Source organism: Pseudoalteromonas sp. SCQQ13 (genome assembly GCF_015864415.1).
GTDB lineage: Bacteria > Pseudomonadota > Gammaproteobacteria > Enterobacterales > Alteromonadaceae > Pseudoalteromonas > Pseudoalteromonas nigrifaciens.
In genome coordinates, this window is sequence record NZ_JADYXG010000020.1 from 15,218 (window position 1) to 29,105 (window position 13,888).

Sequence of the window (13,888 nt, forward strand, 5' to 3'; positions counted from 1 at the left end):
GTTACAACGCGTAAAAAAGGGCGCTTATGCGCCCTAAATAAATATTTTTACTTTTTAACAAACTTGGTCAGAATTACAATACGTTGACCATCAACACGCCCTTCTATATGTTCAGGATTGCTGGTTAAGCCAATATTACGTACCGCAGTACCGCGCTTAGCGGTTAGGCTGCTGCCTTTTACATCTAAATCTTTAATTAGCGTTACGGTATCACCGGCTTTAAGTACTACGCCATTGCTATCAAGATGTTTTAAGTCGTCATCTTCAGCAAGTACTTGTTGAGCCCATGTTAGGGCATCTTCTTCTAGATAAATCATGTCTAGGGCGTCTTGTGCCCAGCCATTGTCGGCAGCTAAGCGGCTCAACATACGATAAGCCACTACCTGAACTGCAGGAGTTTGGCTCCACATGCTGTCGTTTAAACAATGCCAATGGGTAGGGGTTAGCTCAGCGGTGTCTTCAATTTGATCTTTACATACTTGGCAAGTGTAAATGCATTTATCTGAGTGGGCTTCTTTAACTGGCGGAACTTCGTACACAGATAAAGTATCTGTTGCTGCACATAATTCACATTGGTTATTACTACGTTCTACTAAGGCTTGTTCAATGCTCATATAGGAGGCTCTTATGCTGTTTTTACAAAAATATTATGTGGTTATTATACCTCCATCTGGGCTCTTTGTGTACATTTGCACTAAGGATTAGCGCATATCCATATAAAAAGTATGGTTATATCTTGTTTGTAACTGCAAATTACAATAATTAAATACAGCAAGTTAGGTTTAGTGTTGAGCAAGACGCAGCGTTTAAGTTTGCGTATGATAAGCGCATGATGGTTTATTTTTTTGATATGTTATGCGCTTACTTCTCCCTATAGTTAGTATTTTAATTGCTTTAGTTTTATTGGTTCCCGGTGTTACCCAGCCTGTATTATCCCTAGAGGGGAAAATAGATAAGTCTAAATTAGCGCAAACAGGCATTGAGATGATTGCCGATGAAGGCGACCGCAACACTCGAAACATGCTGATGATGGCATCAAGCATGTTTGGGTTAGATAAGCTTGAAGGTGAGATAAGTGCTTATCAAAAAACACGCAGCATTTGGGGAACGGTTAACGAACTGGCTCATAATAAAAATTATTTAGTGGCGGTGTTGGTGGCTTTTTTTTCAATTGTAATACCGACTATTAAGTTACTAATGCAATTAGTCTTTTGCTTATTGCCAGCGAGTAAGTTTAAGCAAAATCTGGGAGTAACTATTTGCGCTTTGAGTAAGTGGAGTATGGTAGATGTGTTTGTTATTGCACTTATTGTTACTTACCTTGCAGGCAATGCCGAGGGTGAAACCGGTGGGCTAATTAAAATGCACGCCGAACTGGGGAATGGCTTTTGGTATTTTACCGGTTATTGCTTATTTGCCATTGCCGCGAGTAGTTTTATTAAAACCGATGCAAAAAATATATAAAGGTTTGTATTAACTATTCAGTTATCATAAACTTCGCTAGAACCTAGAACCTAGAACCTAGAACCTAGAACCTAGAACCTAGAACCTAGAACCTAGAACCTAGAACCTAGAACCTCAATAAGGCAACTTTTTGCAACGCATTTACTCTAGTTTACTGATCATCGCTATGTTACTCACGCTTGTGGGTCAGGCTGTTGCATCTGTTGCTATGCTATGTGAAATGCCGCACATGAGCCAAACACAGCATGCTGCAACTAATGTTGCAACTGAAAAAGTACATCAGCAAATGTCAGTCAGTATGATGAATATGGACTGTTGCGATGATGCAGCAACCGAGCAAGAATGTAATTGCCCAATTAATGCTTGTTCAGCGTACTCAATGTTAAGTGTTGATGGTTTATTTAGCACCCCACTGATTATTTCTGAAAAAATACAGCTCTATCCCTCACAAAACCAACACCATTTAGTCAGCTCGCTATACCGCCCCCCTATGTCTGCTTAATTGCAGGATAGGTGTACCTAAAATTAGGTCAAGTCGTTTAATTCACCTTTTCTGCCTCTAAATTAATCTTTTAATTTTAGTGGAGTAAGTGATGAATCACTTTGCAGTATTTAAAGTCAGTTTTTTAGCGCTAATGCTAGGAACTGCAATCTCAGCACACAGCAATGAACTTAGCCTAGATGAGGCGCTTTCGTATGCGCTAAACCATGAGCCTTGGCTAAAGGCAAGCCAGTACCAACAAGCCTCAGAGCAAGCACAAAGTATAGCCGCAGGTAGTTTGCCTGATCCGGTATTAACTTTGGGTTTAATGGGCGTGCCAACCGATGGTTTTGCTTTAGATCAAGAAGGTATGACGCAGCTAAGTATTGGTGTAAGCCAAATGTTTAGTCGTGGCGACAGCCTAGCATTAAAACAGCAAGCCTTAGCACAATCTGCGCAGCAACATCCTTGGTTGCGAGCCGATCGCCTTGCACAAGTAAAAACAATTGTTATTGAATCATGGCTTAATGCGTACAGAGCTCAGCGCAGCATTGCGCTTATCGAACAAGATAAAGCCTTATTTTCGCAACTGATTGATATAACCGAATCAAGTTATGCCAGCTCGCTAGGCAAAACTCGTCAGCAAGATATTATTCGCGCTCAGTTAGAGCTCACTCGCCTAGAAGATAAATTAGTAATGCTAGCGCAGCAACTTGAAAGTGCTAAAAAACGGCTGTCGCAATGGTTGCCAATGAGCATGCTAACTCAACCAGTAAGTACTAAAAACACAGCTATTGAGCCGTTAATTAGTTTTACCACGCTGGAATTTGAGGCGCTAATGTCGTTACTTATGGCGCATCCCGCGATTGTTGCTATTGATCAAACAGTAACAGCTAAGCAAACAGAAATAGCACTCGCAAAGCAAAGTTATAAGCCGCAGTTTGGAGTAAATATGGGCTATAGCCATCGAGGTGATACGCCTATGGGAGACTCACGAGCCGATTTACTCTCTGTTGGGGTAAGTATTGATTTGCCGTTATTTACTAGTAACCGCCAAGATCAGCAAGTTAACGCTGCAATAGCGACAGCTGAAGCAGTTAAAACTCAAAAGTTAATAGCGCTACAAAAGTTAAAAGGGATGTATTTCAAAGAGTTTAGCCAATTAATGCAGCTACAAAAACGCGATACGCTTTATCAAACTAAGTTATTACCGCAAATGGCAGAGCAAGCCCAAGCCACACTCAATGCATACACGCGGGACGACGGTGATTTTTCAGAAGTTATGCGTGCTCGTATTAGTGAGCTTAATGCCAAAATTGACGGCTTAAATATTCAAATAGACCAACAAATTATTATTGCTCGTCTAAATTATTATGCCAGTAGCCAAGACGCTGCTGTGATGCTTGAGCAATTAGGAGAGCAAAATCGTGAATACTAATTTAAAACTATTAATAGCAGCTGTAGTGGGTGGTGGAGTAACGGCATTAGTATTATCGCTTATGCCCGCGAGCAATACTGATATTAAAGCAAGCACAGAAAAACAACCACTGTACTGGGTAGCACCCATGGATAGTAATTATCGACGTGATGAACCCGGGCTTTCGCCAATGGGCATGGACTTAGTGCCTGTTTACGATGAAGCACCAGGCAGTAGTAGCAATTTAGATGGCCCAGGCGCGGTGACTATTTCGCCAGCGGTGGTTAATAATTTCGGGGTAAGAATCGCCAAAGTACAGTACAAAGCGTTACAAAATGAAGTTAAAACGGTTGGCTATGTGCAATATAATCAAGATCAACTTATTCATATTCACCCTCGTGTAGAGGGTTGGTTAGAAACGCTTTATATCAAAGCAGCCGGTGACAGTGTTGAGCAAGGTGAGCCACTTTATACCTTGTACTCACCGCAATTAGTGAATGCCCAAGAAGAGTTTCTATTAGCGCTCAATCGTAACAATCAGGTGCTTATTCGCGCAGCTAAAGCACGCTTAAAGTCACTTAATATATCGGATGATTTTGTAGAGCGGCTGCAAAAAAGTAAGCAAGTAATGCAAAACATTACCTTTTATGCCATTCAAAGTGGCGTAGTTGAAGAGCTAAATGTGCGCGAAGGTTTTTATGTTAACCCCGGCACCACTATGATGAGTATTGGTAAGCTTGATGAGGTATGGGTTGAAGCGCAAGTGTTTGAGCGCCAAGCTGAGCTAATTAAGATTGGCCAGCCAGTAAGCATGACGCTTGATTATTTAAGTGGCCAAAGCTGGCAGGGTAAAGTGGATTATATTTACCCAACACTCGATGCTAAAAACCGGACCTTGCGAGTGCGCCTGCGCTTTAATAACGAAGGCCATAAACTTAAGCCTAATATGTTTGCCCAAGTAAATATTCATACTCAAGCCAATAAAGCGCAATTAGTAGTCCCTAAAGAAGCGGTGATCCGCACCGGTAACCAAAACCGTGTAGTGGTTGCCTTGGGCGAGGGGCGCTTTAAATCTGTGGCTGTAGAAATGGGCAGAAGTGATAGTAAAAACACCGCAATATTATCAGGAATAATGACAGATGATGACGTGGTGGTTTCGGCGCAATTTTTATTAGATTCAGAATCAAGTAAAAGCTCAGACTTTAAACGCATGCAAGCCCCTCAAGCTGTTAGCTCTGTATGGAGCGAGGGCATTGTTAATAGCATTATGGCGGAACATCGTATGGTTAATATTAGCCATGAGCCGATAGCTGAACTTGATTGGCCTAGTATGACAATGGACTTTACGGTTGCTGATGATGTTGACTTTACTGCTTTTGAAAATGGCCAAACATTACATTTTGAGCTGACTAAGCAAGCTGATGGCAGTTATGTATTAACGGCTATTCATATAATGAAAAGCACAGTAACAAATAGCGAAAAAAATACAGCAACTGTTTTGGGCACAATTAACAGTATTGATAAAGCACAGCGCATAGCAAATATTAGCCGTGGTGCAATAGAAAAATGGGGACGCGAACCTGCAAGGCTCGATTTTACCTTTGCAGATGATATAGATTTAACCGCACTTGCAGCGCAGCAACAAATAAACTTTACCTTTAGTTTGCAGCAAGGGGAGTTTGTGATTAGCCACATAAATGGTGAGCACTCTACAAGCGCATCAGGTAATCACACTATGCAATTGCATAACGCGCATTAGGAGGCAATATGATAGCTGCAATTATACGTTGGTCCGTTCTTAATCGCTTTTTTGTGTTGTTACTGACCGTTATTTTAATTGGCGGGGGCTTATTTGCTGTTAAAAATACCCCAGTTGATGCCTTGCCCGACTTATCAGATGTGCAAGTAATTATTAAAACCTCGTATCCGGGGCAAGCACCGCAAGTAGTGCAAGATCAGGTTACTTTTCCACTTACCACCGCAATGTTATCGGTGCCAGGAGCGCAAACAGTAAGGGGCTTTTCATTTTTTGGAGACTCTTACGTATATGTAATATTTGATGAAAAAACCGATTTGTACTGGGCACGTAGCCGAGTACAAGAATATTTAAGCCAAGTAGCGAGCCGCTTGCCAGCTACAGCCAGCGCAGAGCTTGGCCCCGATGCCACCGGTGTTGGTTGGATTTACTTATATGCACTGGTAGATAAAACTAATCAGCACGATATTAGCCAATTACGCAGCTTACAAGATTGGTTTTTAAAATTTGAATTACAAACCGTACCTGGCGTATCTGAGGTTGCCTCAGTAGGGGGCATGGTAAAACAGTACCAAGTTACGGTTGACCCCGATAAGTTACGAGCTTATGGCATTCCACTGAGCTTAATTCAAACTGCCATTGCCCAAGGCAATCAAGAAATGGGCGCATCGGTAGTCGAAATGGCCGAGGCTGAATACATGGTTACTAGCACCGGCTATATTAAAAGTGTCGCCGATTTAGAAGCGATTCCTTTAGGTGTAAATACTAATGCCACACCACTGCAATTGCGTGATGTGGCCGATATTCGTCTAGGGCCGCAAATGCGCCGTGGTATTGCCGAACTTAATGGCGAAGGCGAAGTGGCTGGTGGCGTAGTGGTAATGCGATACGGTGAAAACGCGCAAAAAACCATTGAGCTGGTAAAAGCAAAGCTCGAGTCATTAAAAAAAGGGTTACCAGCGGGAGTTGAAATTGTACCCGTGTATGACCGCTCCAACTTGATTAAAGATGCAGTTGATAACTTAAGCAGTAAATTACTCGAAGAGTTGGTTGTGGTTGCTTTGGTTTGCATTGTATTTTTGTTTCATGTGCGCTCATCTTTAGTAGCGATTATTACTCTACCACTGGGTATTTTAACAGCATTTTTAATTATGTACTGGCAAGGTATTAATGCCAATATTATGTCGCTTGGCGGTATTGCCATTGCAATTGGCGCTATGACCGATGGCGCTATAGTGATGATTGAAAATATGCACAAACATATGGAAAAAACCCCACTAACCGATGAGAACCGCTGGCAAGTGGTGATCGATTCGGCCAGTGAAGTCGGCCCCGCATTATTTTTTAGCTTAATGATAATTACGGTAAGTTTTATGCCGGTATTTATTTTAGAGGCGCAAGAAGGGCGTATGTTTGCCCCGCTGGCGTACACTAAAACCTATGCTATGGCTGCCTCTGCTGGGCTTGCAATTACTTTAGTACCGGTACTTATGGGATACTTTATTCGCGGCAAAGTAATTTCAGAGCAAAAAAATCCGGTTAACCGCATGCTGGTAAATGCTTATAAACCATTACTTAACGCAGTACTTAAGTTTCCTAAAGCAACTTTGGCCTTAGCTACGTTGATTGCAGTGATTGGCTTTTATCCTGTAAATAAAATGGGGAGCGAGTTTATTCCCCCCCTTGATGAGGGCGATTTAATGTATATGCCAACTACTTATCCAGGTATTTCGATTGGTAAAGCACGGGAGTTGTTACAGCAAACCGATAAATTAATTGCCACTGTGCCAGAGGTACTAACTGTATTTGGTAAAGTAGGGCGAGCAGAAACCGCCACAGATCCAGCGCCGCTTACCATGATAGAAACCTTTATTCAGCTCAAGCCTAAAGATCAATGGCGCGAAGGTATGACCCTAGATAAACTCAAAAAAGAGCTAGATAGTTTAGTGAAGTTTCCTGGGGTAACTAACGCATGGGTTATGCCAATAAAAACCCGTATTGATATGTTAGCAACCGGCATTAAAACCCCGGTGGGGATTAAAGTTGCTGGCCCTAAATTGAGTGAAATTCAAAAAATAGGTCAACAAATTGAAAGCATTTTAAAAGATGTACCGGGTACGGCATCCGTTTATTCTGAGCGAGTTGCTGGTGGGCGTTATATTAAGGTAGATATAAACCGTGAAAAAGCGGCGCGCTATAGTTTAAATATTGCCGATATACAGCAAGTTGTAGCTACTGCTATTGGCGGCACAAATGTCACCCAAACCGTAGAAGGGCAAGAGCGCTATCCGGTAAATTTACGATACCCGCAAGGTTACCGCGATTCACCTGAGGAGCTAATGTTACTTCCTATTGTAACTCCAGCCGGGCAGCGTATAGCTTTAGCCGATGTTGCTAAAGTATTTATTGAAGATGGCCCAGCCGGAATAAAAAGTGAAAATGCCCGCTTAAATGGTTGGAGCTTTATTGATATAGAAAATATTGATATTGGTACATATGTAGAAAACGCCCAGCAAATTTTGCATGAGCAATTGATACTACCAGCAGGATATTCAATTACCTGGGCTGGGCAATATGAATATATGCAGCGTGCTAAAGATAAGCTTGCTTACGTATTACCACTAACGTTAGCCATTATTGTAGTGCTGCTGTATCTGAACTTTAGAAGCTTTGCGGAGGTATTGATTATTATCGTTACTTTACCGTTGGCGATGATTGGCGGAATATGGCTAATGTACCTAGAAGGCTTTAACTTTTCGGTGGCTGTTGGGGTGGGCTTTATTGCACTTGCAGGGGTGGCCGTAGAAATTGGGGTGATCATGCTGGTGTATTTAAATCAGGCCTACCAAGAAAAAATTACCCAAGCACAACAAACTGGTGTGCCGCTTAATTATGAGCAGCTTAAGCAAGCAATAACAGAGGGCGCAGGGCTAAGAGTACGCCCCGTAATGATGACAGTAGCTACTATAGTGATAGGTTTATTACCGGTACTTTATGGCACTGGCACGGGCAGTGAAATAATGAGCCGCATAGCAGCGCCTATGGTAGGGGGTATGTTTAGTGCGGTTGTTTTAACCTTATTAGTAATACCGGCAACGTATTTATTGTGGCGCAAACGCGACCTATAATATTTACATTGGTTATGTAACTTATACTGAAAAACAGTATTAAGTTACATAGCCTGCAACTTTACTATTGATATTGCTCACTTTTTTATATGGCACGATTTACGCATTACTATGTTTACTCAGCTCAAGTAAGGAATGCAGATGCAAGTTAAAACAATTCAACAAATGTATGACTGGACTATCTTGTTTCATACACAAATGGCGGCCAACTTTTTTAGTGTGCGGGAACTATTAGGTGAGCATAATACTCAATTAGTTGATTACTGTACTAAATACGAAAAAAAACTCGCTGAAGATTTAATTGGCTTTAAAGCAATCACCACCATAAATACGTTAGATACCTACTGCTATGAGTATTTTGCAGAAAATCCAGAGCTACTGAATTTTACTGATTTAGATCGAAGTACCCAATTAGATGAGCAAGCTATCCAGGGCTATTTGTCTGATCAGCATCAAAAAGTAATAAATGCTTATGAGTACTTAGAGGGAAAAACACAAACTGCAGACGGCAAAGAAAAACTCGGACAAATACTGCAGCTTGAGTACCAAGGATTAAAACAAATGGTACAAAGCATAAACCGACATATAGATATGTAACCTGCTCTCCGGATAACAAACTTATCTCAAGCAGCTATTTTCAGCGTTAACGGCGTTGAATTTTCTTGCAATAGGCCAGCTATTGACGCGTAAATTCGCCTTATTTTCACTGAAAATTTCTAGCTAGAGAAAATAAAATTAAATATAACTATGATTCAATACGTTAGTAAATCTCTTAACCAGAGTTCAGGTTATGTAAATTTATATACAGTTAAAACTAATAAAAATAACGGCGCTACACTATGGTGTGTAGCGCCGTTATTTTGTTAAACCTTTTCTACATCAACAATTAAGTCGCTTGTTATCGACTCTAATGCATTAATTACTTCTTCTTTATTCAACCCATTAGGTAGTGTTACTGTAGCAACAGCACTAAAAATAGGCACGCCCCAATTAGGTGCGCTTTGTTGCCTTGAGTTTAAGTGAGTAATATTGGCTCCTTTATGACGAATTACACTTGCAAGCTCTTGCACAATACCCGGGCGATCGTTACCGGTAATAACAAAGTTAAGTTGCTCACGTGTGGCGGGTTCTATTTCTGTATTGCCTGTTTCAATACGTACATCAAGTTTAGGCAGAGCATTGAGCGCATTTTGCAGTGCCTGAAAATGCTCTTCGCTAACTTCAATCTGAATAATACCTGCAAAGTGACCGAGCAAATGGCTCAAGTTGCTGCTTAGCCAGTTGCCATGATTTTCTAAAATAACGGATGAAATGCTCTCTACTAAACCAGGACGATCTTGTCCTAAAATGGTTATAACCAACTGCTTCATAAATAGTTCTCTTCTTTAAAGCCCAAATAAGGTAATGCATAGGCATTAAGTGTTGTTTAACTCTATTCAGAGTTCAGGTTAAATATTATGATTTAGTTGCTAAAGTTAGACCTTTAATCCTACAGTGCAGCCCTTGCAACAAACCATAATTATTAACTAAATGCTTCCTGAGTATTGACCTCGATAAATACTTTGTCCAATAAATATAATATTTAGTTCATCAATACTGCATAAACACGGCTGCTATTCGATCTTAAAGATATTTAAATTACACGGTAAATAATTATTACCGCTGTAACATTACTGTCACTTTGATGAAATATAATCACTGCAACGTTAAGATTAAAGGATGTTTTGATGACTTCCAATCCGAATAAGCCGACTTTTAATACGGATCGAAGCCGTCTATTTAAAGACCGACTTGCCCAGTTTGGCATAACCGTAGGTGGAGTAATGGTATTAATAGCGCTGCTATTAATTTTTTTCTACCTTCTTTATATAGTACAGCCAATTTTTGAATCAGCTAAAGTTGAAAAGCGCGACAGTTTTAATCTTACAAACGCAGAGCAAATAGTGGGAGTAGGCGTTGAGGAACAAACTGAAGTTGCTTATTTATTAAGCCAGCAAGGGAGTGTTGACTTTTATAGTGTTGAAAAAGCTAACTTTGGTAAAAAGCTAAAAACGCTAGAGGTAACCCTGCCTAGCGATGTGAGTAGCTTTGCTACCAGTGCACCGTTTCAGGGGCAATATGCATATGGTTTAGAAAATGGCAGTGTAAAAATTGTTATTCCTAAATTTATGGTGACGTTTCCAAATAACGAACGTAAATTAACTCCGCGTTTAGATTATCCGCTAGGCGAACTTGCTTTAGAGGTAGACGAGCAAGGTGCTGCTATAAAGCGTTTTGCATTTAGCCACTTTGAAGACAAAACAGCCGTTGTTGCGCTAACAGCCGACAAGCGCGTTTTATTTAGTAGCTTTGTTGCTGAAGAAAACATGTTTAGCGGCGAAGTAGAATGGCTTGTGGAACGCACCGAGCTAGATGTTGCTGGGCGAGTAGATGAGTTACTTATGTCGCCAGATACTACCCGAGTATTTGTGCGCTCAGCTAATCAAATTTATGTTTACGATACGCGCGACCCAAGCGAAGTAGAGCAAATTCAATTACTGTCTGCCAATGAAGAAAACGCTAATATTGTTGCGGCGCAATTACTTGCGGGCGCTAACTCTCTTATGTTGGCAAACGATAATGGAAAGGTATCGCAGTGGTTTGAAATAAATACCGACAGCGGCCGTGAATATCAAAAAATTCGTTCATTTGAAACAACAAAGCAAAGTAAGTTAAACGTATTTACTGAGTTTTACCGCCGTACCTTTTTTACTACCAGTAGTAATGGTGAGTTAGGTGTTTATTACACCACAAGCCAAGCAAAATTGTGGCAAGGCAAAGTAAGCGAAGGAGCAATTAAAAACTTTGCTATAGCACCGCGTGCAAATGCAGCGCTAATTGTTGCCGACAACAAACTAACCGTATTAGAAATTCATAACGAACATCCTGAAGTTACTTGGTCAGCACTTTGGCAAGAAGTGTGGTACGAAGGTTACCCAGAGCCAGGTTATATTTGGCAATCAACCTCAGCCAGTGACGACTTTGAGTCTAAGTTTTCGTTAGTGCCTATTTCGTTTGGTACTTTAAAGGCGGCATTTTACGCCATGCTATTTGCCGTACCTATCGCGATTTCTGCTGCCATTTATACCGCTTACTTTATGTCGAGTGAACTGCGTAAAGTGGTTAAGCCAACGGTAGAAATAATGGAAGCACTTCCTACCGTTATTTTGGGGTTTTTAGCGGGCCTATGGTTAGCGCCTTTAATAGAGCAGCACTTACCAGCCATAGTTGGCTTACTGGTGTTATTACCTTTAGGTATTTTGGCCACTGCGCTTGGTTGGACTAAATTACCAGCCAGTATTCGCCATAAAATTCCTGAAGGATCGCATGCCATTATACTTATACCGGTAGTGTTATTTATTGGTTGGTTTTCGTTTGCGATGAGCGAAACTGTTGAGCTGTGGATGTTTGATGGTAACGTGCGCCAATATTTAACTAACGAGCTTGGCATGACCTTCGATCAGCGTAATGCCTTGGTAGTGGGTATTGCGATGGGCTTTGCTGTAATTCCTACTATATTTTCGATTGCGGAAGACGCGGTATTTAGCGTGCCTAAGCATTTGTCTAATGGCTCACTGGCACTGGGTGCAACACAGTGGCAAACACTGATACGCGTGGTATTACTTACCGCCAGCCCTGGAATATTTTCTGCGGTAATGATGGGCCTTGGCCGCGCAGTAGGCGAAACCATGATAGTGCTTATGGCAACCGGTAATACCCCGATTATGGATTGGAGTGTGTTTCAGGGAATGCGTACGCTTGCGGCAAATATTGCGGTTGAAATGCCAGAGTCGGAAGTGGGTAGTTCGCATTACAGAATATTGTTTTTAGCAGCATTTGTATTATTTATATTTACCTTTGTTTTTAACACCATTGCTGAGTTTGTTCGTCAGCAACTGCGTGAAAAATACAGCTCAATGTAAGTGGAGAACACGACATGGTAAAGCAGTGGTTTAGGTCTGGTTCTCCTTGGATTTGGATGACCGGTGGTGCGGTGAGCATCAGCTTAATTTCAGTAATTGGTTTATTAGCTATGATAGCGTGGAAAGGGTTAAGCTTTTTCTGGCCTTCTGAGGTAGTGCAATTTGAGCTGGAAGGCTCAATTGCAAAACAAACTATTATTGGTGAAATTTACGATCGAGAATTGGTACCCAAAGCGCGTTTAGCGGCAACCGGTGTTGATGTTTCGGCATATGATAGGGAAGAATTTGAGCGGTTATTAATTAAAACAGGTAACCGTGAATATGTAGATTTAGATTTTCGTTGGATATTAAACACCGACATAAAAAACCAATCAACGCCTACCACCCTTGCCGTGTTTGAGCGTAGCAAAAATGGTAATTTTTATGGCTACGTAGAAGGCGTAATTGAAGACGGACAACCTGTTACCGGCGATAAGGTAGCCTATTTACATAAGCTGGTTGAACGGGCAGTTGATTTAAACGACGAAGCACTTGATTTACAAAACGGTGATATTGGTCATATTAACTATGAACTGGAACGTTTAAGGCTAAAAGAAAAATCCTACTTACTTGATAATGAACTTACAGACGAACGTGTTGCTGAGCTTGCAGAGGCGCGTGCAGAACTACGTGCCGAGTATGCGGTGCTCGAAAAGCAACTGTTTGCACTGCGTAAACAAGCACAGCGCGACCAAGTTATGGTTAAAGATATGCGCGGCGAAATAGTCACCATTCCATTGTATCAAGTATTAGATGTGTGGTTTCCAAACGACATGAGCTTTTTAACCAAACTGGGCCATTACTTTATCCAATTAGGTAAGTTTGTATCAGATGACCCTCGCGAAGCAAATACCGAAGGTGGCGTATTTCCGGCCATATTTGGTACCGTGTTTATGGTTATGCTAATGGCTGTTATTGTGACGCCATTTGGGGTGGTTGCTGCAATTTACTTGCATGAATACGCGGCTAAAAATGCGGTAACTAAGATGATCCGTATTGCGGTAATTAACCTAGCCGGTGTACCTTCTATTGTATATGGTGTATTTGGCTTAGGCTTTTTTGTTTATATGCTAGGTGGCAGCCTTGACCAATTATTTTATCCTGAGTCATCACCTACTCCGGTATTTGGTACACCAGGTGTTATGTGGTCGGCTTTAACACTGGCAATACTTACCTTGCCTGTGGTTATTGTTTCCACTGAAGAGGGACTATCGCGTATTCCAAGTACGGTACGCCACGGATCATTAGCGCTTGGTGCCACACAAGCAGAAACCTTATGGCGTATTGTTATACCTATGGCAAGCCCAGCAATTATGACCGGTTTAATACTGGCTGTTGCGCGTGCAGCAGGTGAAGTAGCGCCATTAATGCTGGTGGGTGTAGTAAAAATGGCACCTACGTTACCGCTTGATGGTAACTTTCCATACTTTCACTTAGACAGAAAGTTTATGCACTTAGGTTTTCATATTTACGATGTTGGCTTTCAAAGCCCGAATGTTGAAGCGGCGCGACCGCTGGTATATGCAACGGCATTTTTATTAGTGTCGGTAATTATTACCCTCAACATAACCGCTATTGGTATACGTAATCATTTACGTGAAAAATTCAGATCGCTTGAGCTTTAATAAGATTTAATAGGTA

Annotated in this window: 10 protein-coding genes; 8 read left to right on the plus strand and 2 right to left on the minus strand. The window is 41.3% G+C overall.

Annotation, left to right across the window (positions count from 1 at the left end):
• Positions 1-47 precede the first annotated feature (47 nt).
• On the minus strand, positions 48-614 hold the full coding sequence (locus I6F41_RS14700) for a PhnA domain-containing protein (RefSeq protein WP_086994814.1): 567 nt from the start codon (positions 612-614) through the stop codon (positions 48-50).
• Positions 615-855: 241 nt separating this feature from the next.
• On the opposite strand from I6F41_RS14700, the gene I6F41_RS14705 reads away from it, so the two are divergent.
• The 6 genes from I6F41_RS14705 (at position 856) to I6F41_RS14730 (ending at position 8,843) form a co-directional block, all read left to right on the plus strand.
• Positions 856-1,464, plus strand: a complete 609-nt coding sequence (locus tag I6F41_RS14705; RefSeq protein WP_011327014.1) for a paraquat-inducible protein A — start codon at positions 856-858, stop codon at positions 1,462-1,464.
• A gap of 130 nt (positions 1,465-1,594) precedes the next feature.
• A complete protein-coding gene (locus I6F41_RS14710) occupies positions 1,595-1,966 on the plus strand; it encodes a hypothetical protein (RefSeq protein ID WP_011327015.1) in 372 nt (123 codons plus the stop codon).
• 91 nt (positions 1,967-2,057) lie between these two features.
• Entirely contained in the window at positions 2,058-3,383 is a 1,326-nt protein-coding gene (locus I6F41_RS14715) for a TolC family protein (RefSeq protein ID WP_011327016.1), read from the plus strand.
• Positions 3,373-5,121, plus strand: a complete 1,749-nt coding sequence (locus I6F41_RS14720) for an efflux RND transporter periplasmic adaptor subunit (RefSeq protein ID WP_197108690.1) — start codon at positions 3,373-3,375, stop codon at positions 5,119-5,121. The genes I6F41_RS14715 and I6F41_RS14720 overlap by 11 nt, the downstream gene beginning before the upstream one ends.
• 8 nt (positions 5,122-5,129) lie before the next feature.
• Complete coding sequence (locus I6F41_RS14725; RefSeq protein WP_182684417.1) at positions 5,130-8,246, plus strand: efflux RND transporter permease subunit; 3,117 nt, start codon at positions 5,130-5,132, stop codon at positions 8,244-8,246.
• Positions 8,247-8,387: 141 nt separating this feature from the next.
• Positions 8,388-8,843 (plus strand): hypothetical protein, encoded by a 456-nt coding sequence (locus I6F41_RS14730; protein ID WP_011327019.1) that lies wholly within the window; start codon positions 8,388-8,390, stop codon positions 8,841-8,843.
• A gap of 266 nt (positions 8,844-9,109) precedes the next feature.
• Here the strand turns inward: I6F41_RS14730 and I6F41_RS14735 are convergent, their stop codons facing one another.
• The gene (locus I6F41_RS14735; protein ID WP_011327021.1) at positions 9,110-9,616 is read right to left on the minus strand and encodes a glycine cleavage system protein R; all 507 of its coding nucleotides are present in this window, start codon (positions 9,614-9,616) and stop codon (positions 9,110-9,112) included.
• A gap of 357 nt (positions 9,617-9,973) precedes the next feature.
• Here I6F41_RS14735 and I6F41_RS14740 point away from each other — a divergent pair, with 357 nt between their 5' ends.
• Entirely contained in the window at positions 9,974-12,208 is a 2,235-nt protein-coding gene (locus I6F41_RS14740; protein WP_182684415.1) for an ABC transporter permease subunit, read from the plus strand.
• A gap of 14 nt (positions 12,209-12,222) precedes the next feature.
• A complete protein-coding gene (pstA, locus tag I6F41_RS14745; RefSeq protein WP_011327023.1) occupies positions 12,223-13,872 on the plus strand; it encodes a phosphate ABC transporter permease PstA in 1,650 nt (549 codons plus the stop codon).
• The last annotated feature ends 16 nt before the right edge of the window (positions 13,873-13,888 follow it).